Consider the following 23081-nt stretch of genomic DNA (forward strand, 5'->3'; position numbering starts at 1 on the left):
ACAGCTTCAGTCAAAGGCGTCCGTCATGACTTGGCTGACGGAGGCAGCATGATTGCTGTCTCTTTCGTTCTCGATGAGATTGTGGTGGCCAATTACACCGTCACGACCAGGTCGGGAGGCAAGCGGCAACTTACGCGGGTCTACCAAGTCACTGGAGCCCAAACATCGCAACTCATAGCCGAAGCAGACGACGGCGTTGCAACTGATATCAGCGCTTTAAGGGCCGACGAGCCTGGCATATTAGCTAATGGCTGCCCTGACTGTATGTACCGCAGGTGCGACGAACAGAACTGGGGATGCGTCCAATCATGCTGTTACGGATGCGCATTTGCCTGCGGAATTTTGTCTACCTGCATAGCATGCGCAACAATCGGGTGCCCTTGGTGCGTAAGCCTCAATTGCTGCAACAGGTCTTCCTGCTACCCGCATCGTCCGGTGCGGACCTTACTAAGGAGCAATCATGTCGATTCAAACCTCGCGAGAAACGAGCACCAACACCTGGAGTCGCACGGCTCGGGTGATTGCATTTGTAGTTGTCTCCGTTGTGGTTCCAGTCCTGCTGTGGCCAGAAGGTGGACAGACACAAGATTCACTGCGGGTCTTTTTGATGGTCTGGTCCGGATGTGGACTGCTTCTGGCCGGAGTCACTCTTGGATCAGGCTTGGGCGTCAGGTCTGTTGTCATCGCAGCCCTCCTTTGGTTTGGGCTGGGAGTGCTGGTTGGCGTCGGCGTAGGGACAATCCCGTGGACGGATCTGGGGCGTGAGCCTATGTGGCAGTTGTGGCTGACACTTTTTCTAGGTGCGGGATACCTGACAGGGCTTAGTCAGCACGGTATCCGTCAGCAGGCGCCTCGATAAGAATTCATAGGCCTCAAGCTGCCAAGCCGTTGCGAGGTGACGATGGATGGTTGAATGCGGAGGGCGCGTCCGGCAAACCGGACGCGCCCTTCGTATGCTCTGAACCCGAAAAAGGGATCGCGGCGGCTGATTCAGTCGATCAGCACCAGCTGCTGGTCACCTTCAGAAGATTCGACACGCGGCTGAGCGTCCCTCTTCCGGTGGTTCAGCCAGTTCGCCACAGCCAGCAGCGCCACGAGCCCGAAGGTGCTCAGGAGCTGGGGACGGGAGTCCTCGCCGATGAAGCCCACCGTGAAGATCGCCGCAAGGATGAGCAGGCCAAAGCACGTGAGCCAAGGGAAGCCGGGCATTCGCAGGGGAAGTTCCGTCCCCTCACGGTCGGCACGGAGGCGCAGCGCCAGCTGGGCCAGGAGCGCGGACGTCCACACCAGCAGGCAGGTCGAGCCCACAATGTTCAGCAGGACACCAAGGACCATCTCGGGGAACGCCAGCTCCAGCACCACCGTGACAACACCGAAGGCAACGCTGGCCAGCACTGCCACAACCGGAACCCTGGCCTTGGACACTGCAGCAAGCACGCGAGGTGCTTCACCCCGCTCCGCAAGGGAGTACGCCATGCGCGAGGCGCCGTAGAGGTTGGCGTTGAGCGCGGAGAGCAGTGCTGCGACGGCTACCAGGGTGATGGCGGTGGCCGCACCGGGCATGCCGGCGGCCTCCAGCACGGCGGCGAACGGGCTCTTCAGCCCCTCCGAACCAACCGGAACCACGGCCGCGATGATGAAGATGGCACCGATGTAGAACACCAGGATGCGCCACAGCACGGTGCGGACTGCCTTCTTCACGCTGCGGGCAGGCTCGGCGGTCTCAGCTGCCGCCACGGATACGATCTCGGTGCCGCCGAACGCGAACGCCACCACAAAGAGCGCCGTGGCTATACCGGCGAAACCGCTCGGCGCGAAGCCGTCGCCCATGAAGTTGGACAGGCCCGGCGACTGCACGCCGGGCACCAAGCCGAAGAGCAGTGCGAAGCCCACCAGCAGGAACGCGACGATGGCCGCCACCTTGAGCAGGGCGAACCAGAACTCGAACTCGCCGAAGTTCTTCACACTGGTGAGGTTCACGGCGGTGAGCACCACAATGAACACGAAGGCCATCAGCCACACCGGCAGGGCAGGGAAGATGGTGGCGAGCAGGCCTGCCGCACCAAGCGCTTCCGCCGCGATGACCACCACGAGCTGGATCCACCACAGCCAGCCCACGGTTGCACCGGCCACCGGCCCGTAGGCCTTGGCCGTGTAGACGGAGAACGCACCGCTGTCCGGGTTGGCCGCGGCCATCTCGCCGAGGGCCCACATCACCAGGATGATGAGGGTGCCGGCCACGAGGTAGGAGATCAGCACGGCCGGGCCGGCCGCCTGGATGCCGGCGCCGGAGCCGATGAAGAGGCCCGCGCCGATGGCGCTGCCGAGGCCCATCATTGTGAGCTGGCGGGGTTTGAGGGCCGCGCCGAGCGCGCGGGCAGACGTCTTTGTCTGTTGTTCCATGAGGATTCCTCTAGTTAGTAGGTGGAACTGTTGGGGATAAAATTTCAGGCCGAGTGGGCTTCCAGGAGCCGGAGCACGCGGTCGTTCGAGGCAGGATCCGCAACGGTGATCCGCACCCCGTCCCCCTGGTACGCCCGGACCATGATGCCCGCGCCGTTGAACGCGTCCACCAGCCTCGCGAGGAGATCGTCATCGGCCCGGATCCACAGGAAGTTGCCCTGGCTCGGCTGCAGCTTCCAGCCCTGGGCTTCCAGCTGAGCCGCCATCCGGGAGCGCTCCTGCCTGACGGCAGCCACCCGCGCTTCCATCTCCTCCCCCGCGTCCAGCGATGCGACGGCCGCCTTCTGGGCCAGCGCGCTCACAGAGAAGGGAAGGGCGGTCCGGCGCAGCCCCTCGGCGATCGCCGGCCCCGCCACGGCGTAGCCCACCCGCAGGCCGGCCAGTCCGTAGGCCTTCGAGAAGGTGCGCAGGATGCATGCGTTCGGGTACTGGCGATAGAGCGCCAAAGAATCGGGGTCACTGCCCGCTTCGGCATATTCCACGTAAGCCTCATCGATCACCACGAGGATGTCCGAGCGGACAGCGGCCAGGAAGGCCTCGATGCGAGAGTGGCTGATCGGCACGCCGGTGGGGTTATTCGGGGTGCAGAGCAGGATCACCTTCGTCCGGTCAGTGACGGCGGCAGCCATCGCGTCGAGGTCGTGGCCCTCGGCGTCGTCCAGCGGGATGCGGACCGGCCGGGCGCCCGCCAGCTCCACCAGGATGGGGTAGGCCTCAAAGGAGCGCCATGCGAAAATCACTTCATCCCCGGCGTCGCACAGTCCGGTGATGATCTGCTGGAGGACGCCCACGCTGCCGGGTCCCACGGCAACCTCTGCGGCGGTGACGCCCAGGTGCCGGGCAATCCGTTCCCGGAGTTCGACGGCGGCCATGTCCGGGTAGCGGTTCATCCTGCCGGCCGCTTCGGCCACCGCAGCGACGGCTGCGGGCAGCGGGTCATAGTGGCTTTCGTTGCTGGCGAGGGCTGCGATGTCCGCGCCGGCGCTGCGCCGACCGGGGACGTAGGACGGAAGGCCGGCGACGGCGCCACGAAGGGCGGGCAGCGCGGTGTCCGGTGCAGTCAGGAGTTGATCGGGGGTCATGAGGATTGATCATGGAAGTGACCCGGCCCACATTGCAAGATACGCTCTAGCCATTGGGACTTCTGCTCAACTTCTAATGTCTGTGGTGAAAATATGACCATCGCGAACCCCCGTACCCTCGATTCACTCGACGGCCGCATCATCCTTGCCTTGGACAAGGACCCCGAAGCCAGCGCCCTGGCACTCTCCCGGACCCTCGGCGTCGCACGCAACACCGTCCACGCCCGGCTGGCACGGCTGGAGCGCAGCGGCGCCCTCCGCTCCTTCAGCCGGAGGCTGGACCCCGCCGCACTGGGCTACGAGCTGATGGCCTTCCTCTCGCTGGAAATCAGCCAGACGCGGTTCGGCTCGGTGGAAAGCGGGCTCGCTGCCATCCCGGAGGTCATTGAAGTGCACGCCACCACCGGGGACGCGGACCTCATGGCCAAGGTAGTGGCCCGCGGCACGGCCGATCTCTATCGCATCACCAACCAGATCCTGGAAATCGACGGGATCCAGCGGACCAGCACCGCCATCTCCGTCATGGAACTGATGCCGCCACGCTACGACGGGCTCATCAGCCGGCTGTCCGAGCAGGAAACCCGCACGTCGGACTAGATGCGGGTGACGAGCGCCGCAAGTGGGCAAATTGTCACTACAAGAACCCACTGCTGCCAAAAGTCCCAGCATCATCCGCGGGTATTGCAAATGTGAAATGCAGGCCACACGCTTCCTGCATGACTACTCTTACCGTCTCCGGCCGCGTGGCGCAGGTTCTCAGCAGCTATGTCAGCGACGTCTTCGGCGTCATGGGCAACGGCAACGTCTACTTCCTGGACGCCGCGGAGCAGCAGGGCCTCCGCTTCACCGCCGTCCGGCACGAGGGCGCCGCGATCGCCGCGGCCGACGCCTACTACCGCACGTCGGGACGCCTCGCCGCGGGCACCACCACCTACGGCCCCGGCTACACCAACGCGCTCACCGCCCTCGCGGAGGCCGTCCAGGCGCAGATCCCCGTGGTGCTGGTCACCGGCGACGCCCCCACCAGCGGTGCCCGGCCGCAAGACGTGGACCAGGCGGCCATCGCCGCGGGCCTCGGCGCGGCCACCTTCACCGTCACCCGAGAGACCGCCGGCGCCATCGCCCGGCAGGCGGTGGACTACGCACTCACCAAGCGCACCGCCGTCGTCCTTGCCATTCCCTACGACCTTGCGTCCCTCGAGGCCGGGGACGAGGAGCTTCCGGCGACGCACGCACCGAAGGTGACGAACGAAGTCGACGGCGGCCTTGGGAAGGCAGCCCGCCTGCTCGCCGGTGCCAGGCGGCCGCTGATCCTGGCCGGCCGCGGTGCGCACCTCGCCGGCGCCGGCCCGGAGCTCCGCGAGCTCGCCGACCGGCTCGGCGCACTGACCGCCGGAACCGCCCTGGCGCTCAACCTCCTCAATGGCGAGGGGTACCTGGGCGTGGCCGGCGGTTTCGGCACCGACACCGCGGCCGGGCTCATGGGCGAGGCGGACGTGGTCCTGGTGGCCGGGGCGAGCCTGAGCCCGTTCACCATGCGGTTCGGGCACCTGCTCGGCCCGGACAGCACGGTCATCCAGATCGACACCGCAGTGGAGCCGACGCACCCGCGGGTGGACCTGTTCGTCAGCGCGGACGCGAAGACGGCCGCGGCACGTCTCCTGCAGTTGCTGGACGGCGGACCTGCGGATCGCGGCTGGCGCGCGGAAGCCCGCCGTCGTCTCGCCGAAGGACCGGTCCACCACCCCGGATCCGCGGAAACCGCGGACGGTCGGCTGGACCCGCGCGCCCTTGCCACGGCGCTGGATGCCGTGCTGCCGGAGCGCCGCACGGTAGTGCAGGACGGCGGGCACTTCATCGGCTGGGCACCCATGTACTGGAACATTCCGCGGCCGCAGGACCTGGTGATGGTGGGGACCGCCTTCCAGTCCATCGGGCTCGGACTCGCGAGCGCCGTCGGGGCCGCCCGTGCCGTGGAGGACGGCCGCACCCTGGTGCTGTCCTCCGGGGACGGCGGGTTCCTGATGGGGCTGGCGGACCTCGAATCGCTCATCGGCGCGGCCCGGAGTGCGATCGTGGTGATCTACAACGATGCCGCCTACGGGGCCGAGATCCACCAGTACGGCTCCCAGGGCCTGACCGAGAAGCCCATGCTGATCCCCGAGGTGGACTTCAGCGGTGTTGCCCGCGCTTTGGGTGCAGAGTCGGCGATCATCCGCTCGCTTTCAGACTTGTCCGCGCTGCAGGACTGGATCGATGCCGGCGCCAAGGGAACCTTCGTGGCCGACTGCCGGATCACCTCAAGCGTCCGCGCCCCGTGGCTGAGCGAGTGGATGCAGGCCAAGCAGGAGGCGACGGCGGTGGCGGGCTAACTAGGTCACAGCTCAGGCCCGGGCTCCCCCAGCGGCCTGCCGCCGAACACCTGGCAGGACGCCGTCGTGGGGCACATTGACGCTGGCACGGCCCGAAACGGCGCAATCCACGGCGTGTCCGTGTCAAAGTGCCGCGGTTCGACTACTCAAAACATGCGGGGAACAAGCCGCCAGAGGGACGTGACCTCGGCCGCGCGCGCCTCGAAGAGAGGATCGTCATGGTCTGACGCCTTCGGATGCGTTGGCCTGGTGTCGAGCCGTTCCACCACCTTCAGCCCGGCCGCCGTGATTGCGGCCAGCAGGTCCTCACGCGTCCGCAAGCCAAGGTGCTCGGCCAGGTCGGAGAGGACAAGCCAGCCCTCACCACCCGGCTCTAGATGGTCGGAGAGTTCGTTCAGGTAGCGGAACAGCATCCTGCTCCCGGGGTCATAGACGGCGCTGTCCAGGCTGGAATGCGGCGTGGCCGGAATCCAGGGCGGATTGCACACGATGAGCGGTGCCCGCCCGGGCGGGAACATGTCGGTCAGGACGGCCTCAGCACGGTCCTGGAGGCCGAGGTTCCGGAAATTCTCAGCGGCGCAGGCGATGGCACGCGGCTCATTGTCCGTCGCGATCACGCGGTGGACGCCACGGCGCGCGAGGACGGCAGCGAACACCCCGGTGCCGGTTCCGACGTCGAACGCCAGCGTGTCAGACGGCAGCGGAGCGGCGGCCACGAGCTCCACGTACTCGCTTCGGGTGGGGAAGAACGTGCCGTAGTGCGGGTGGATGCGGCCCTGCAGGGCATCGACGTAGACGCCATTCCGTCGCCACTCGTGGGCGCCAATTGCCCCGACTAGCTCATGCAGGGACACCACGGAAGATTCGCCGATATCACCGTACGCTTCAACGGCGGCCTGCCGGATGTCCGGTGCGCGGCGCAGCGGAATCACCGGGCCCGGATCAAGGGGAATCAGCAGCAGGCCCAGGATGCGTGCACGATGCGAGCGGGACTGGCGATGCCGGTAAAACTTTTCGGCCGGAGTTCCTGCGATCTTCTTTCCGGCGCCTACCCGCCGGTCCAGGGCGTTGAGGATCTGCCGCGCGTTCTGGAAGTCACCGTGCCAGAGCATCGCGATCCCCTGTGACGCCATCCGGATCGCATCATCGGCCGTAAAAGAGTCGGAGACAACTTCGACGCGCCCCGGCGCCGGCCTGCCGTTCGCCGAACGCCATCGCGCGGTCATGCTCGCACCAGCCTCGACCCAGGTTACGAGGGCGGGCTGCTCCACCGCAGCTATGTGCGCGGGCTTGGGGTCTGTCGGGATTCCAACGGGAGCTGGCGTGTCGGTACTGATAAAGGTCCATTCCATGCGTCAGAGGAGCCGATCGGCGACTGACGATTGCGGCGGTAATCCACGACATAGAGGGCGACGGCCCAGGATTCCGGACTGTCATCCGGCCGCGAACCGAGCTTGGTTGATGGCCGCTGGAGCCGTTCAACCTGCATTGTCAGGATACAGGTGTGCCGTGATCCACCGCGGCACCCAGCCAGTGCTGATCCCGAAGTGGATTTCAGCGGGATTGCCCGCGCACTCGGTGCCGAGTCGGCGGTCATCCGCTCACTGGATGACCTCTCCGCACTGCACCACTGGATCGACGCCGGCGCCCAGGGAACCTTCGTGGCCGACCGACGGATCACTTCAGAACATCCCTTTGTGTCCGTCTCTATTCCGGCTTGGCTTGAACGGCATGCTACGTCACCCGAGCAAAACGAGCCCCGCCTACAGCACCGCGCGGCGGGTGAAGACCAGATGCACCACCCCGCTCGGGGACGGAGTCGCTTCAATGTCGAAGCGTTCTTCGAGGCTCTCGAGGCCGTCCCAGAGCCGTTCACCCCGGCCCAGAAGGATCGGCACGAGGACGATATGCATATGGTCTATCAGGCCGGCCTGGAGGAACTGCCGGACCGTACTGGCGCCGCCGCCGATCCTGACGTCCATGCCGGGCGCAAGGGCACGGGCCTGTTCCAGCGCGGAGGCAGGGTCCGCGTCAACAAAATGGAAGGTTGTTCCGCCTTCCATTTCGAGGACCGGCCGGGGATGGTGTGTCAGGACAACCACAGGAGTGTGGAACACAGGGTTATCGCCCCACCACCCCTTCCAGTCCTCGTTCTCCCAGGGACCGCGCTGGGGACCGAACTTGTTGCGCCCCATGATTTCGACGCCGACCCCGGGTCCCCACTGGCTGGCGAAAGCCTCGTCGACGCCGAAAGATCCCTCCGATTCCCCATGGATGCCCATCGCGCGGAAGGTCCGCGTCTCGAAGGCCCACTCCATCAGCCGTGTGCCTGCGTGGCCGAAGGGAGCGTCCAGTTGCTGGCCTTCGCCGGTGCCGAAGCCGTCGAGGGAGACGGAGAAGTTATGTACGCGGACAAGGGACATGGCGTCTCTCCTGAAGTGGTCGTTGGCTGTCACTGTAGGGCGGTCGGCCCCCACCGCTCAAGGCCTGATGCGGGACTCTTTGGTGCTGCTGATCCCGGCGCCGTTACCCTGTTTCTGATGAGCACCCGAGACACCCCGGCACAGATCGGGGACCTGCCTCCCCTGGGCCGACCGGCCAACAGCGCCCTGCTGCAGTCAGGCATCACGACGCTGGTGCAGGTGGCGTCGCACGGTCCTGGTGAGCTGCTCGCCCTGCATGGCGTGGGTCCCAAAGCAATTCGACTCCTCGAAGCCGCGCTGCAAGAGCGCGGACTCGAGTTCACCGACCCTTCGTAGCGGACAAACGGACGTAACAGCCGCCCGTGGCTAAGCCCCCTGGCCGCTGTACCGGTGGCACCCAACCCGTGCGCCGCCGTCGTGCGCCCAAACACCGAAAAGCCCTGGCACGTACGTACGTCGCGCCAGGGCTCCCGTGTCCGTTCTGGAGCGGGACTTATTGGTCCTTGGGTTCGTCGGCCGCTGCCTCACCGTCATCGCTGACTGGCTTGTCGTGGACCTTTTTCGGGATCTTGCCCTCAACGTCCGCGGGGACGGGAGGGTCCTTCTCTTCATCAGTAGACATAGGCCAAGCCTAGAGCTGCATCTCGGCTGCCGCCTCCCGGACGCAAAACTGACGGCCACCCCAGCATCCGGGTGGCCGTCAGTTTTCAGTGCCTGCTGGTGTTACTGCTCAGCTTCCGCGGCGGCGGCCGCCTTGACGGCGTCCTTCTCGGCCCGGAGCGCCTCAGCGTCGTGCTGTTCCTCGGCCTTTTCCTGGTGGATGACCACTGCGAACAGCTTCTCCATCTCCTTGGCCACTCCGGCAGCCGAGGCCGGATTCTGGCCGGTCACCAGGCGCTCGTCAACCACAACCTTTTCCTCAAAGACACCGGCGGAGACGTGCGTGGCGCCCTGCTCCTCAAGCCGGTCTGCCAGGAAGAACGGAATGACCTTGTCCTTGCCTGCAGCGACTTCCTCGTCATTGGTGAAGGCGGCCACCTTGCGGCCCTCCACGAGGCGGAGACCGTTCTCCAGCTCCACGTTCAGCAGGCCGGCCGGTCCATGGCAGACCGCGCCCACCAGACCGCCGTTGTTGTAGACGCTGGCCACCAGGTTCTGCAGGCCTTCGCTGTCCGGGAAGTCCCACATGGTGCCGTGGCCGCCCACGAGATAAACGGCGTCGTACTGTTCCGGATCCACGACGTCGACGCGGGCAGTGTTGTAGAGGCCGGCGCGGGTGGTCTCGTCTTCCGTGAAGGCGACCTGGATGGGGTCTTTCGTATCCACCTCGTCGCGCGGGGGCTGGCCGCCCTGGATGGACGCAAAGTCGACGAAATGCCCGGAATCCTTGAACACCTTCCAGGGATGTGCAGCCTCGGCCACGTTGTAGCCGGTCTTCTCTCCCGTATCGCCGATCGCGGAAACGCTGGTCAGTACCATGAGGATTTTCTTCATGAAATGCTCCTTTCGTCCGCCTTCCACCCTACGCCCCGGCCGATCCGCAGCCCCCGAGCTGGGCTCAGGGCTGGCCTGTGGGGACGAGCCGGTAGGCGAACCGGCTGTCCAGGCCACCGGGTCCCATCGTGAGGTTGGCCCCCTCGGTGGGCAGCACCAGGGGTGCCTTGAACATGCTCCCGCCGCAAGGGACTGACACGGGGGCGAGGAGTTCCGCTCCGTTCCAGGTGGAGACGGACAGCTCGGCTACCGGCAGTCCGGCGCACACGAGCTGGAGTTCGTACTGCCCCGGGGCGGCCGCCACGCCGGCGGTGGTGGTGGTGTTCCCGCTGCCGGTGCCCCGCAGCTCGCCGGGCACAGGCGGTCGCAGCTGCTGCGCTGCCCAGTCTGAAAGGTCTTCGAGCTCCGAAAGCCTGCGGTCAGGGTTGGCCTGCACCTTGACGCCCGTTGCGGCGGGTCTGCCCGTGGGCGGCACGGCGCTGATGGTGAGGGGCCCGCCGTCGTGCCTGACAAAGCGGTCCAGCGTGGAGGTGCACTCAAAGCTGGACGCTTCCGGGACGCCGTCAGCTTTCACAAGGGTGAGCTTGGCCCCGTAGACCCCTGCGCAGGCGCCGGTGACCAGGTAGTCTCCGGGCGCCAGGTCAAGGGACAGCTTCCCGGCAGGTTCAGCCTCCGACGGCATGCCGGGGTCGGCAGGGGACGCTTCGAGCAAGCGCGTGACTTCGTTGACGTTGTCCTTGAAGGACGCGGCCGACGGCGTTGCGGGCGGCGGGGACGACGGTGCCGGCGGCTTGTCCGGGCCGCTGTACTCACACCCCGCCAGCGGCATGGCCAGAACGACCGCAAAAATGAACGTTGTTATACGCCGGGCCGGCATCCCCCCAAGAGACATGACCCCGAGTCTACGGTCTGCCCACGCCGCGGCACGGAATCCCAGGCCTGCTCCGCTGCCCGTCCATCGCCGCGTGCGGTTCGCCACTTTGCGCGGGCACCCGGAATACCGAAGCGCAGCCTTGCCGTTGTGGCAGTCATGAAGGCAATTACTTACAACACTTACGGAAACCCGGACGTCCTCGAATTTGGTGATCAGCCAATGCCAAAGGTGGGGCCCGGCATGGTGCTGGTCAAAGTCAAGGCTGCCGCGGTGAACCCGGTGGACTGGAAGATCATGGCCGGCGGGCTCGACGCCGTCATGGACCTGGAGTTCCCCGCCATCCCCGGCTGGGATGTGGCAGGGGTAGTGGAGTCGGTGGGCATCGATGCCCGGCAGTTCCAGCCCGGCGACGAGGTCATCGCCTATGGCCGCAAGGACTACGTCCACGGCGGAAGCTTTGCCGAGTACATCGCGCTGCCGGAGCGGCTCCTGGCCCGGAAGCCGGCCTCGCTCGGATGGAACGAGTCAGCGGGCCTGCCGCTGGCCGGACTGACCGCCTACCAGGTCCTCAACCGGCTGGGGCTGAAAGCAGGCGAAACCGTCCTGATCCACGGCGGTTCCGGAGGCGTGGGCTCCCTGGGCATCCAGATCGCGGCGGCCCTCGGCGCGAGTGTTATTGCCACAGCCTCGGAGAAGAACCACGAATTCCTCCGCTCCCTGGGAGCCGAGCCGGTTGCGTACGGGGACGGGCTCGTGGAGCGCGTGCGGGCACTGCGCCCGGACGGCGTGGACGTGGTTGCCGACTTTGTGGGCGGGAATCTCGACGCGACGCTGGCGGTGCTGGCCGAGGGAGGCCGGCACGCCTCGATCGCGGACAGTGAAGTGGAACAGCACGGGGGCGACTGGATGTGGGTCAATCCCGTGGGAACCGACCTTCAGGAACTGGCCGATCTGGTGGACAGCCGGAATATCCGTGTGGAGATTGCCGAGGTCTTCCCGCTGGACAAGGCCGCGGACGCCTTCCGCTCAAACATGGAGGGGCACACCCGCGGCAAGATTGTGGTTGCGGTAGACCAGGTTTCCTGAGTCCAGCAACAGGTTGGCGCCGGGCCGGCCATCGCAGTGAAGGAGTGTCGAAAGCCAGGTTCCCTGCACCGCCTTTACCCTGCCATGTCCACCCGGACGCCAACCCCCTGCTCAACCGCGGCGTCGTACAGCAGCCGCCCGATCGCCACGTCCTGCATCCCGATGCCCACCGAGTTGAACAGCGTGATGTCCCCTTCAGCCGTGCGGCCGGGAACCTGGCCGGCAACAACCTGCCCCAGCTCACCACGGATGTCGTCCACGGAAACGGCACCTTCGGAGACGGCCATGAGCAGGTCACCGGATTTCTCCGCGACGGTGGCGATGCTGTCCACGAACAGGCTGGACCGGGACATGCCGTCCGAGTCGATTTCCCGGTGGGTGCGGCGCGGGCGGGCGCCCACTGCGTTCACGTGCAGGCCGGGCAGGAACCAATCGCCCCGCACCAGCGGCTCCACCGACGGCGTCAGCGTGCACAGCACATCAGCTGCCTCCACCACGTCCCGGACCCCACCCGCGGCCACCACCTTCACGGGCAGATGGCTGATCTTCGCCCGGAACGCCTCCACCGTGGCCCCGCTGCGGGACCACAACACCACGGTGTCGATCGGCAGCACCGTGAGCATCGCCTCCACATGCGCCACAGCAAGCGCGCCGGCACCGATCAAACCCAGGGTTGAACTGTTCGGCCGCGCAAGGTGCCTGCTGGCGACCGCACTGGCGGCGGCCGTCCGCACCCGCGTGGGCACCCTGCCGTCCAGCAGGGCCAGGCATTCCCCTGTCCGCTGGTCCGAGAGCACAATGCTGGACCGCTGCGTGGGCAGCCCTGCCTCGCGGTTCGCCGGGATATCGGCCAGCAGCTTCACCCCGGCCAGCTCCTGCGCATCGCCCAGGCCGGACATCAGGATGAACCGCCCGTCCGAGGACGGCAGGTGCAGGGACGTGGGGGCAGGCTGGCAGGCTTCGCCCGTGGCAATCGCGGCAAAGGCCTCCTCGACGGCGGCGATGGTGGCCGGCATATCGGCCAGGGATTCAAGAACGGAAGCAGTAAGCACAAGCGTCATGTTCACCTCGAAGTGAAGGGGCAACTAAAGAAGGAAACAGTTGCCAGGGGCAGATTGGAAGCAGGAAAACAGCTAGGCCGGGCTGCGGGTCTTTCGCCCGCGCCGCGGCACCGGCTCGCTGGGCAGGCGGTCACTCAGATGGGGCAGGGAGGCGTGCCGCCCCCGCTCCACATGCGCACTGGCCAGGGCCTCGGCCAGCGCGGGCCGGCCCTCCGCGATGGCATGCACCAGCTCGGCGTGCTCCTCCCACATCCCGGGGGTGTCCCGCTCCGGGGTCAGGCGGAACAGCCAGCGGACCCGGCCGTTGAGCAGGCTGGACAGCCGGCGCAGCAGGTCGTGGTCCGCCAGGCGCACAATCTCCTCGTGCAGGTCCGAGTTCCGGCCGGAGGCCTGCTCTTCCGGAACACCGGTCCGCGCATATTCGAGCGAGGCCAGGAGGTCCTCCGGGCTGGCGCCCCCGGCCACGCGAAGCGCCGCGCACTGCGCCGCGAACGGTTCCAGCCGCAGGCGCAGGTCAAACACCTCCACCGCATCCCGCAGCGTGAACGTGTGCACAAAACTTCCCCGCCGCGCCTCGGAATGGATGAACCCCTCGGCCTCGAGCAGCGGAAGCGCCTCCCGCAGGGGTATACGGGAGACCTGCAGCTCCGTGGACAGCTCCCTCTCATTGAGCTTGCTGCCGCCGGGAAGCTGCCCGGAAATGATGCGTTCACGCAAGGCCTCGGCCACCTGCTCGGACAGGCCGGCTCCGGACTCCGAAGGCTCTTGGTTCCCCATGGCTCCTCCTCAACTTTCAGGGTCAAAAATGCCCTTTGGTATGCCAAGCATGCACTTTTAGACGGCAATACGCCAATATTGCTCTGTTTGGTATTCAAAAGTTTCCGGCATGTTTAACCTCCGTGACGTTCCGGTCAACTGGGCAGGATCCCCAAAAACCGCCCTTACGCTGTGATCGGAACCCCTGCTCCAGGGGTAAGCAAGAACAACTTCCTGAGAGGGGGCACAGTGCCCCAGTACCTGATTAAACGCACCGGCCAAGCGGTCTTCACCCTCTTCTGCGTGCTGACCTTCGCCTTCATCCTGGGCCGGGCCACGGGCAAACCGGCCGGCCTGCTCCTGCCGGACAACGCCACCGCGGCAGAGGTGGACGCCCTGAACGGTGCTCTGGGCTTCAACGAACCCCTGCACGTGCAGTACCTGACCTTCCTGGGCAACGTGCTCCACGGCGACTTCGGCATCTCCTACCGCCAGCGTGAATCCGCGCTGGCCCTGATCGCCGAACGGCTCCCCGCCACGTTCGAGCTCGCCTTCTGGTCCTTCCTGCTGGGCCTCCTGCTGGCCGTCCTGGCCGCCACCGCCATCCAGCTCACCGGCAGCCGGACCCTCCGCTCCATCTTCATCTGGGGCGGCTCGCTCCGCCACTCCGTTCCGGACTTCTTCTTCGCCCTGCTCGCCGTGCTCCTCTTCTCCGTGGCGCTGGGCATGCTGCCCTCCCTCGGCCGGACCAGCCCGGCAAGCCTGGTGCTCCCCGTCCTCACCATTGCCACCGGCCAGTTCGTCCTCTACGTCCGGCTCATCGACGCTGCCCTCAGCGACCAGGCCGGCCAGGACTACGTCCGCACCGCCTTCTCCAAAGGCCAAAGCCGCGCCCGGGTCCTGTTCTCCCACATGCTCCCCAACTCAGTACTGCCCGTGCTCACCATGGCGGGACTGAACCTGGGTTCCCTCCTCGGCGGGACCGTCGTCGTCGAGGCCGTCTTCGCCTGGCCCGGCCTGGGCCAGGTGCTCACCGAGGCCGTCAGCCAGCGCGACTTCCCCATTGTCCAGGCCGGACTGCTGGTGGTGGCCCTGGTCTTCGTCACCGTGAACCTGGCCGTGGACCTGCTCTCCGCCAAGATCGATCCGAGAGTGAGCCTGGCATGACCCAGCAACTGCTGCCCACCGACCCCACCGGGCTTCCCGCCGCCGCCGGCGAAACCAACGGTCCCCCAGCGGACCAGCAAGGTAAAGCACGACGCCGCCCTGCCGCCGGCCGCCGCAAGCGCGGCGCCGCGTCCCCCGCCTTCGTGGCCGGGTGCGTGATGCTGGGCCTGGTGTTCCTGCTCGCCGCCGGCGGCGCCCTGCTCCCGGGCTACGACCCCTTCGGCCAGGACCTTTCCGCCGCCATGCGCAAGCCCTTCACCGATCCGGACCACCTGCTGGGGACCGATTCCCTGGGCCGGGACATGCTCAGCCGCCTGTCCCTGGCAAGCTTCGTCACGCTGGGCATAGCCCTCGCCGTCGTCATCCTGAATGCGGTGATCGGCACCGGGCTGGGCATGGCCGCCGGCTACTTCGGCGGCCGCCTGGACTCCGCCATCACCACCCTTGCCGACGTCAACCTGGCCATGCCGGTGGTGCTGCTGCTGATCGCCGTCGCCGCCGTCACCGGACCCAGCGCCACGGTGACCATCGCCACCCTGGGGCTCACCTACTGGGTGGGTTACGCCAGGGTCAGCCGGAACCTGACCAGGTCCCTGCGGAACCGCGACTTCGTCCTGGCGCCGCTGACCCAGGGCGGCGGACACGGCTGGGTGATCCGCAAGCACATCCTGCCCAACGTCTTCTCCCAGACCCTGATCATCGCCGCCACGGACATCGCCACCATCATCCTCATCGAGTCCTCGCTCGAGTACCTTGGCCTGGGCGTCCAGCCGCCCGTCCCCAGCTGGGGATCGATGATCTTCGAAGGCCAGAAGTACCTGGGCACCAACCCCTGGCTGGCCATCCTGCCGGGCATCGTGATGTTCCTGACCGTGGCCGGCGCCCAGTTCACCAGCCAGCGCTTCACCGCCGAAGGCACCACCGGCGCACTCCTCCGGAAAGGACGCACAGCATGAACACTGCCTACTCCGGCCCCCTGCTGTCAGTGCAGGACCTCACCATCGAAGCAACGGGCGACGACGGCCCGGTACGGCTGGTGGACGGCGTCACCTTCGACGTCCACCAGGACGAGGTGTTCGCCCTAGTGGGCGAATCCGGCTCCGGAAAGAGCCTGACGGTCCTTGCCATCATGGACCTGCTGCCCCAGGGCGTACGGATCGCCTCCGGACGGATCCTGTTCCGCGGCCGGGACCTCGCCCTGCTGCCCGAATCCGAGATGCGCCGCCTCCGCGGCAAGGACCTGGCCATGGTGTTCCAGGACCCCATGTCCGCCCTGAACCCCCTGCAGCGCGTGGGACGCCAGCTGGCCGAAGCCGTGAAGCTGCACGCTTCCGGACTGAACCGCAAGCAGGCCGCGGACAAGGTCCACAGCCTGCTGGCCGCCGTCGGCGTTCCCGATCCGCAGGGACGCGCCGCCTCCTTCCCGCACCAGTGGTCCGGGGGCATGCGGCAGCGGGCCATGATCGCCATGGCCATGGCGCACGATCCAGGCCTGCTGATCGCCGACGAACCAACCACCGCCCTGGACGTCACGGTCCAGGCCCAGGTGATGGACGTCCTGGCGGAGGCCCGGACCCGGGCCGGCTCGGCCATGATCCTCATTACGCACGATCTTGGCCTGGTGGCCGAAGCCGCGGACCGGGTGGCCGTGATGTACAGCGGCCGGGTGGTGGAAACCGCCGGCGTGCAGCAACTGTTCAGCTCCCCCGCCCATCCCTACACCGCCGGGCTGCTGGCCAGCATCCTGGGCGAAGGGACCGCCGGCGGACGCGCCTTCGCGATTCCGGGTTCGCCCCCGGCCGCCGCTGAACGGCCCGCCGGCTGCGCGTTCCAGCCGCGCTGCCACCTCGGACAGGCACGGGACGAATGCACCGCCGCGCGGCCGGTGCTCACGCTGCTCCCCACGCCCCCGTCAGGCGCTGACGGCCCGGCACACTCCGTCACCCAGGCAGCCGCCTGCCACTATGCCGGCCAAAACACCCTCCAGCTGCTGAAAGGACAACCGGCATGAGAACCGACACCCCGGCCCCGCCCTTCCTCGACGTCCTGACCGTCCAGGACCTGACGGTGGAGTTCCCGGCCCGCGGCCCGCTGTTCTCCCGCCGCACGCTTAAGGCGGTCAACGGCGTCTCCCTGCATGTGGCCCCCGGTGAAACCCTGGGCCTGGTGGGTGAGTCCGGCTGCGGCAAGTCCACCCTGGTCCGCACCATCCTGGGCATCAACAAGCCCAGCTCAGGATCCGTGGCGGTGGGCGGCCGGAACCTCGCCGGGCTGCTGAACGGCCGCCGCCGGCAGGAACGGGCCCGGATGCAGATGGTGTTCCAGGACCCCTATTCCTCGCTGGACCCGCGGATGAGCGTGCATGACATCGTCGCCGAGCCACTGCGGATCAACGGCCAGTACACCGCCGCCGCGGTGAACGCCCTTCTGGAGCAGGTGGGGCTCACCGGGGCCATGGGCAGCCGGCGGCCCTCCGAGTTCTCCGGCGGGCAGCGCCAGCGGGTGGGTATCGCCCGGGCCCTGGCGCTCAAGCCCGAACTGCTCATCCTGGACGAGCCGGTGTCCGCCCTGGACGTGTCCGTGCAGGCCCAGGTGATCAACCTGCTCCAGGACCTGCAGGCCGAGCTGGGCCTGTCCTACCTGTTCATTGCGCACGACCTCTCGGTGGTGCGGCAGATCAGCCACCGGGTGGCCGTGATGTACATGGGCAGGATCGTGGAAACCGGACCCGTGGCGGACGTCTTCACCCAGCCCCAGCACCCCTACACCCGGGCGCTGCTGTCCGCCGCCCCCGTGGCAGACCCGGCCGCCGCCGCAACCCGGCAGAGGATCGTGCTCCGCGGCGACCTCCCGGACGCCGCCAACCTGCCGTCCGGCTGCTCCTTCCGCACCCGCTGCCCGGTGGCCACGGACGCGTGCGCCGCCGTCGTACCCCAGCTCCTTCCCCCGGTGCCCATCCAGGCGGACTTCCCCGTCCGCCCGGCGCACCAGTCCGCCTGCCTGCTGGTCCACCCCTAGGCACCCGCAGCCCCACTCAGCACTTCCACCCTCCGGCCGCACTGGCCACCACACCTTCCAGGAGAACCCATGCCGATGTCCCGCGCCCGCTCCCCGTTCCGCCGCGCCCTGCCCGCCCTCTCCGTGGGGCTTGCCTCCGCGCTGATGCTCTCCGGCTGCGCCGGCGGCTTCGAATCCACCTCGGACTCCTCCGCCGAGGCCGGCACCGGAGGCAGGATCGTGGCCGCGCTGCCCACCGATCCCACCTCCATGGACCCGGTGAAGACCGGCAGCCTGGTGGTCCTCTCCGTCTTCTTCAACACCTTCGACCAGCTCACCAAGATCACCGCGGACGGCTCGCTGGAACCCAAGCTCGCCACCGAATGGACGCCCAACGCGGACCTGACCACCTGGGACTTCACCCTCCGCGAAGGCGTCACCTTCACCACCGGCGAGCCCCTCACCGCCGATGACGTGGTGTTCTCCTTCACCCGGATCCTGGAGGACCCCACCTCGGAAAACTTCGGCTACCTCAGCTCACTGGCCTCCGTGGAGAAGGTGGACGATCTCACCGTGCGCTTCACCATGAAGGCCCCGTTTTCCGCGTTCCCCCGCAACACATCCCTGATCTCCATCGTCCCGGACCAGGCCTACGCCGCCATGGGTCCGGAGGCCTTCGCCGCAGCCCCGGTGGGGTCCGGGCCGTTCAAGTTCGAGAAGATCCAGCGCGGCGTTGCCTACGACCTGGTGCGCAACGACTCGTACTGGGGCGAGCCCGCCAAGCTGGACGCGGTGAGCCTGGTGCCGGTGGCCTCGGACGAGTCCCGCGTGAACGGCGTCCTTTCCGGATCCCTGGACGTGGCGCAGATCAGCCCCGCCCAGGTGGAACCGGTCAAGGGGTCCGGCGCGGCGAATGTGCAGTCCGAGCTGTCCAACGGCGTGGTATTCCTGGGCGTCAACTCCACGGCCGGCGTCCTGGCTGACGAAAAGATCCGCCGGGCAGTGGGGCTGGCGATCGACAAGAAGGCCATCACGGACACCGTGCTGTCCGGCCTGGGCGAACCGGCCACCCAGATGCTCGCCCCGGCCGTTGAGGGCTTCGTCAGCGGACTGTCCGACGGCGGCTACAACCCGGACGAGGCGAAGAAGCTGCTGGCGGAGGCCGGATACAACGGCGAAAGCATCGACTTTGAGTACGCGCTGGACGGGCGGATCCCGCTGAGCGGCGAGGTGGCCCAGGCCATCCAGGGCTACCTCACCACCGCCGGAATCAAGGTGAACCTGGTGGGGGCGGACCAGGCCAGCCATACACTGAAAGTCCGCAACCGGCAGATGAAGGGCATCTACTTGAACACCTGGGCACCGTCCACCGTGGACGGCGATCTGCCGCTGACCGACTTCTACGAGAAGGCCGGGAACAACAACTACGCCCAGGACCCGCGCACCGCCGAGCTCGCCGTCAAGCAGCGCGGCGTTGAGGGCCAGGACCGGCTGTCCGTGTTTGAGGAGCTGCTGGGCCTGAGCAACGAGCAGGGCTACTACATCCCGCTGTACGTGCCCGCCAACAACTTCGCCGTGGACACGAAACTGGACTGGACCCAGCGCGCCGACGGCCTCTACGACTTCTCCACGACAGGACTGAAGAAATGACCCTGGTTCTCCGCAACGTCCGTCCCTGGGGCGGGGACGCAGCTGACGTAACGCTCGACGGCGGGGTGATCGCCGCCGTCGGGCCCGCCACCCCGGAAGGGGCTGCTCCTGCGGGTTCGTCCCCGGGAAGTGCCGCCGTGGTGGAGGGCCGCGGCCGCATCCTGCTGCCGTCATTCTCCGACGTCCACGTGCACCTCGACTCCACCCGGCTGGGCCTGCCGTTCCGCCCGCACACCGGCGCGCCGGGCGTGTGGGACATGATGCTCAACGACCGGCAGAACTGGCGCGGCGCGGAGGCTTCTGTTGCCGAACGGGCCACCATGACTTTGGGGGCCATGATCGAGCGCGGCACCACCCGGGTGCGCAGCTACGCCCAGGTGGATGTCGACGCCGGCCTGGAGCGGTTCGAGGGCGTCCTGGCCGCCCGCGAGGCGCACCGGGACCGGGCCGACGTTGCCGTGATCGCGTTCCCGCAGGCCGGGCTGCTGCGGGAGGCGGGCAGCGCCGAGGTGCTGGAGGAAGCCCTCCGGATGGGGGCCGACGTGGTGGGCGGGATCGATCCGTGCGCCCTGGACCGCGACCCCGTCCGGCACCTGGACATCGTGTTTGGGCTCGCCGAGAAGTACAGCCTCCCGGTGGACATGCACCTGCACGAGCCCGGCCAGCTGGGGCTCTTCAGCGCCCAGCTGATCCTGGAGCGCACCAAGGCGCTGGGCATGCAGGGGCTGGTGACCATCTCGCACGGCTACGGGCTCGCTGACCTGCCGGCGGCCCAGCTGCAGGAGCTGATCGACGAGATGGGGGCGCTGGATGTTTCCATGGCCACCATCGCCCCGGCCGGCGCACCGCTTCCCCTGCAGCAGCTGGCCGCCGCCGGCGTCCGCGTCGGGCTGGGCCAGGACGGCCAGCGGGACTACTGGTCCCCCTACGGCAACGCGGACATGCTGGACCGCACCTGGCAGCTGGCGTTCACCAGCAAGTTCCGGGCCGATGAGCTCATCGAGCACTGCGTGGCCGTCGCCACCATCGGCGGGTCCAGCGTCATCGACCCGCAGGCGCCGCGCGTTGCCTCCGTGGCGGACCGGCCCGGCCTGGCGGTCGGCGACGCGGCGGAACTGGTGCTCGTGGAGGGCGATACCGTGACGGCCGCCGTGATGGACCGCTTCCCCGGCCGCACCGTCATCCACCGCGGCCGTGTGGTGGCTGACGCGCTGCAACTGGTTTAAGCCAGCCTGCCGCCGTCGTAAATTTACGACGGCGGCAGGCTGGCCGGGTGCCGGAGGGCTGAAAAAACCCTGAATCCCTCCGGCAGGGTACGGTATCTGCCTACCTAATACCCCCTCCTGCCTCCCCTATCTGCTTCCGCTGCGGTTCAGGATGTGGCGAGCAGACATAAAGTGTTCCCTCCGGGAGGTGAAGAAACGGCCTCCGTGTCGCCGACATCACCCCGAGGACACCACTATGCGTCTGCTACGCCTTTTCATTGCTCTGCTACTCGCCGCAGCCGCCACTGTGGCGCTCCCCGTCCCCGCCCAGGCAGCCGATCTCGGAAAGCCGGGGCCATCGTACGCAGGCGACGGCGTGAGAAACCCTACTGCTGACAAAGCGCAGAGCAAGCTCTGGTTCCAGGATGGGAGCTGGTGGGGGCTGTTATGGAGCGCGTCCGCAAATGCGACGAAGATCCACCGGCTCGACGTCGCGACCCAGGCGTGGCAGGAGACGGCAACGGTTGTTGATGCACGGGCGAGTGCGCGCGGTGACGCGCTGTGGGACGCAAAGGACGGCAAGCTCTACGTCGTGTCCGGCACGACTGTGGAATCGGAGTGGAGCTCTCCACCTTCCCAGGAAGCGGTGACTTCAGGGTCCGCACAACTTCACCGCTTCAGCTACAACGCCTCGACGAAGACCTACTCACGGGACGCCGGTTTCCCCGTCACCCTTCACAGTGGGAGTACGGAATCGATTACGGTGGCCAAAGACTCCGTCGGCAAGCTGTGGGTCACCTACACGGTCGTCTCGGCGGACAACAGCAACCGTGTCTATGTCAACCACTCGACGACGAGCGACACAGCATGGGGGACTCCGTTCGTCCTGCCGACAACAAACGCCCAGGTGCACCACGACGATATCTCTGCAGTCACGTCGTTCCAGGGCGACAAGATCGGAATCATGTGGAGCAACCAGCGGGCGGAGCACAGGAAGTTCTACCTGGCCATCCACCAGGACGGTCAGCCGGAGAACTCGTGGCAGACAGAGGTGGCCTACGGGGGCGGAAACAACTGCACCGGGGGATGTGCGAACGACCACCTGAACCTCAGGCAACTGACAAGTGACGGCAGCGGCCGCCTCTACGCAGCAATCAAGACAGCCCACCGGAACGTCGGTCAGACGTTTGCGGCGCTCCTGGTGCGCGACGGCAGGTCCCAATGGACCAGCGCGCAGTTCGGCGCTGTGGAGGATGAGCACACCCGGCCCATGGTCATGATTGACGAGGAGCACCGTCAGGTCTGGATGTTCGCGGTCGCACCGGAGGAGGGCGGCACCGTCTACTACAAGAAGTCGCCGCTGGACAACGTTTCCTTCCCTCCCGGCGCCGGAACGCCAATCATCAGCAGCGATACCGACACGGACATCAACGACCCCACATCAACGAAACAAAACGTCAACGGTCAGACAGGCCTGGTGGTGTTGGCGGCCGCGAGCACCCCCAACGCCCGGTACTGGCACGCCCACATAAATCTTGGGGACACACCGCCGGGTGGTGGGGATACGACTGCGCCGACGGTGACCGCTGTGTCCCCGGATGACCAAGCGACCGGGGTGGCGGTGACCACGAATGTGACCGGGACCTTCTCCGAGGCGATGGACGCGACCACAATCAACGGCACCACCGTGACGCTGAAGAACGCTGCCGGAGCTGCCGTGACGGCCGGGGTGACCTACGACGCCACCAACAGGGTAGTCACCCTGGACCCGAACGCAGACCTGGCCGCTTCCACGGCCTACACCGCGTCCATCAGCACCGGAGCGAAGGACACCACCGGCAATGCGCTGGCCACGGCCAAGACGTGGACCTTCACCACCGCCGCCGCTGCCGGCGGTGGCGGCGGAACGGCCGAGACAATCACCCTTGAGGCGCTCGAGGACAGCTACGTCTCCAGCGGTGCCACCACCACCGACTACGGCGCAGCCACCGTACTGGGAGTCGATTACAGCCCCACCGCAATCAGCTACCTGAAGTTCGACCTCGGGCCCCACGCGGGCAAGACAATCACAGACGCCAAGCTCCAGCTCCGGGTCACCAACGGCTCAACAGGCAGCCAGCGGGTCAAACTCGTCTCGGACGACACCTGGACCGAAAGCGCCATCCGCTACAACTCCCGCCCGCCCCTCGGAACCCTGGCAGGGACACTGACCGGCGCCACCACCGCCGCCACCTACAGCGTCACCCTCGACCGGGAGGCACTCAAAACCGAACTGGGCCAGAAACTCTCGCTAGCCATGGACTCCTCCAGCAGCGACGGACTCGACTTCGCCTCCAGCGAGAACACCACCACCACCAACCGGCCCAAACTCATCCTCACCCTGACCTCCCCCTAGGGGCCGTGGCTGAGTGAGTGGAAGCAGCTCATCACCCGTGATCACAAGTGCCATAC

The 23081-nt window shown here is 67.1% G+C and carries 20 protein-coding genes; 11 read left to right on the forward strand and 9 right to left on the reverse strand.

Going from position 1 to position 23081, the window contains the following annotated elements:
- Nucleotides 1-990 precede the first annotated feature (990 nt).
- Nucleotides 991-2403: an amino acid permease gene (locus IEX33_RS12570; protein ID WP_188730635.1), complete on the reverse strand. Its 1413-nt coding sequence runs from the start codon at nucleotides 2401-2403 to the stop codon at nucleotides 991-993.
- A gap of 44 nt (nucleotides 2404-2447) precedes the next feature.
- Entirely contained in the window at nucleotides 2448-3545 is a 1098-nt protein-coding gene (gene hisC, locus IEX33_RS12575; protein WP_188730637.1) for a histidinol-phosphate transaminase, read from the reverse strand.
- Between the two features lie 93 nt (nucleotides 3546-3638).
- On the opposite strand from hisC, the gene IEX33_RS12580 reads away from it, so the two are divergent.
- The gene (locus IEX33_RS12580; protein WP_188730639.1) at nucleotides 3639-4142 is read left to right on the forward strand and encodes an Lrp/AsnC family transcriptional regulator; all 504 of its coding nucleotides are present in this window, start codon (nucleotides 3639-3641) and stop codon (nucleotides 4140-4142) included.
- Between the two features lie 119 nt (nucleotides 4143-4261).
- Nucleotides 4262-5917: a thiamine pyrophosphate-binding protein gene (locus IEX33_RS12585; RefSeq protein ID WP_188730641.1), complete on the forward strand. Its 1656-nt coding sequence runs from the start codon at nucleotides 4262-4264 to the stop codon at nucleotides 5915-5917.
- 146 nt (nucleotides 5918-6063) lie between these two features.
- Here the strand turns inward: IEX33_RS12585 and IEX33_RS12590 are convergent, their stop codons facing one another.
- Complete coding sequence (locus IEX33_RS12590) at nucleotides 6064-7143, reverse strand: N5-glutamine methyltransferase family protein (protein ID WP_188730643.1); 1080 nt, start codon at nucleotides 7141-7143, stop codon at nucleotides 6064-6066.
- Nucleotides 7144-7680: 537 nt separating this feature from the next.
- A complete protein-coding gene (locus tag IEX33_RS12595; RefSeq protein ID WP_188730645.1) occupies nucleotides 7681-8340 on the reverse strand; it encodes a dihydrofolate reductase family protein in 660 nt (219 codons plus the stop codon).
- A 117-nt stretch (nucleotides 8341-8457) separates the two neighbouring features.
- Between IEX33_RS12595 and IEX33_RS12600 the strand changes: the two genes are divergently transcribed.
- On the forward strand, nucleotides 8458-8676 hold the full coding sequence (locus tag IEX33_RS12600; RefSeq protein ID WP_188730647.1) for a helix-hairpin-helix domain-containing protein: 219 nt from the start codon (nucleotides 8458-8460) through the stop codon (nucleotides 8674-8676).
- A 157-nt stretch (nucleotides 8677-8833) separates the two neighbouring features.
- Here the strand turns inward: IEX33_RS12600 and IEX33_RS19435 are convergent, their stop codons facing one another.
- From IEX33_RS19435 to IEX33_RS12610, 3 genes are all read right to left on the reverse strand, one after another.
- Complete coding sequence (locus IEX33_RS19435; protein ID WP_268238416.1) at nucleotides 8834-8962, reverse strand: hypothetical protein; 129 nt, start codon at nucleotides 8960-8962, stop codon at nucleotides 8834-8836.
- A gap of 101 nt (nucleotides 8963-9063) precedes the next feature.
- A complete protein-coding gene (locus IEX33_RS12605) occupies nucleotides 9064-9834 on the reverse strand; it encodes a type 1 glutamine amidotransferase domain-containing protein (protein WP_188730649.1) in 771 nt (256 codons plus the stop codon).
- A gap of 64 nt (nucleotides 9835-9898) precedes the next feature.
- Nucleotides 9899-10726: a hypothetical protein gene (locus IEX33_RS12610; RefSeq protein ID WP_188730651.1), complete on the reverse strand. Its 828-nt coding sequence runs from the start codon at nucleotides 10724-10726 to the stop codon at nucleotides 9899-9901.
- 138 nt (nucleotides 10727-10864) lie between these two features.
- Between IEX33_RS12610 and IEX33_RS12615 the strand changes: the two genes are divergently transcribed.
- The gene (locus IEX33_RS12615) at nucleotides 10865-11794 is read left to right on the forward strand and encodes an NADP-dependent oxidoreductase (RefSeq protein WP_188730912.1); all 930 of its coding nucleotides are present in this window, start codon (nucleotides 10865-10867) and stop codon (nucleotides 11792-11794) included.
- 74 nt (nucleotides 11795-11868) lie between these two features.
- Here IEX33_RS12615 and IEX33_RS12620 read toward each other — a convergent pair whose 3' ends face one another.
- Both IEX33_RS12620 and IEX33_RS12625 read right to left on the reverse strand, forming a co-directional pair.
- A complete protein-coding gene (locus IEX33_RS12620; protein WP_188730652.1) occupies nucleotides 11869-12855 on the reverse strand; it encodes an ornithine cyclodeaminase family protein in 987 nt (328 codons plus the stop codon).
- Nucleotides 12856-12927: 72 nt separating this feature from the next.
- Nucleotides 12928-13632: a GntR family transcriptional regulator gene (locus tag IEX33_RS12625; RefSeq protein WP_188730655.1), complete on the reverse strand. Its 705-nt coding sequence runs from the start codon at nucleotides 13630-13632 to the stop codon at nucleotides 12928-12930.
- A gap of 228 nt (nucleotides 13633-13860) precedes the next feature.
- Here IEX33_RS12625 and IEX33_RS12630 point away from each other — a divergent pair, with 228 nt between their 5' ends.
- The 7 genes from IEX33_RS12630 (at nucleotide 13861) to IEX33_RS12660 (ending at nucleotide 23025) form a co-directional block, all read left to right on the forward strand.
- Nucleotides 13861-14778, forward strand: coding sequence for an ABC transporter permease (locus IEX33_RS12630; protein WP_188730657.1), 918 nt, complete (start codon nucleotides 13861-13863; stop codon nucleotides 14776-14778).
- A complete protein-coding gene (locus IEX33_RS12635; protein WP_188730659.1) occupies nucleotides 14775-15734 on the forward strand; it encodes an ABC transporter permease in 960 nt (319 codons plus the stop codon). The genes IEX33_RS12630 and IEX33_RS12635 overlap by 4 nt, the downstream gene beginning before the upstream one ends.
- The gene (locus IEX33_RS12640; RefSeq protein WP_188730661.1) at nucleotides 15731-16789 is read left to right on the forward strand and encodes an ABC transporter ATP-binding protein; all 1059 of its coding nucleotides are present in this window, start codon (nucleotides 15731-15733) and stop codon (nucleotides 16787-16789) included. Before IEX33_RS12635 ends, IEX33_RS12640 begins: the two co-directional genes overlap by 4 nt.
- Nucleotides 16786-17796 (forward strand): ABC transporter ATP-binding protein, encoded by a 1011-nt coding sequence (locus IEX33_RS12645; protein ID WP_188730663.1) that lies wholly within the window; start codon nucleotides 16786-16788, stop codon nucleotides 17794-17796. Before IEX33_RS12640 ends, IEX33_RS12645 begins: the two co-directional genes overlap by 4 nt.
- Nucleotides 17797-17865: 69 nt before the next feature.
- Nucleotides 17866-19425, forward strand: a complete 1560-nt coding sequence (locus IEX33_RS12650; protein ID WP_188730665.1) for an ABC transporter substrate-binding protein — start codon at nucleotides 17866-17868, stop codon at nucleotides 19423-19425.
- Nucleotides 19422-20651: an amidohydrolase family protein gene (locus IEX33_RS12655; protein ID WP_188730667.1), complete on the forward strand. Its 1230-nt coding sequence runs from the start codon at nucleotides 19422-19424 to the stop codon at nucleotides 20649-20651. Before IEX33_RS12650 ends, IEX33_RS12655 begins: the two co-directional genes overlap by 4 nt.
- Before the next feature lie 355 nt (nucleotides 20652-21006).
- Entirely contained in the window at nucleotides 21007-23025 is a 2019-nt protein-coding gene (locus IEX33_RS12660) for an Ig-like domain-containing protein (RefSeq protein ID WP_188730668.1), read from the forward strand.
- Nucleotides 23026-23081 lie beyond the last annotated feature (56 nt).

Source organism: Pseudarthrobacter scleromae (genome assembly GCF_014644515.1).
In the GTDB taxonomy this organism is placed as follows: domain Bacteria; phylum Actinomycetota; class Actinomycetes; order Actinomycetales; family Micrococcaceae; genus Arthrobacter; species Arthrobacter scleromae.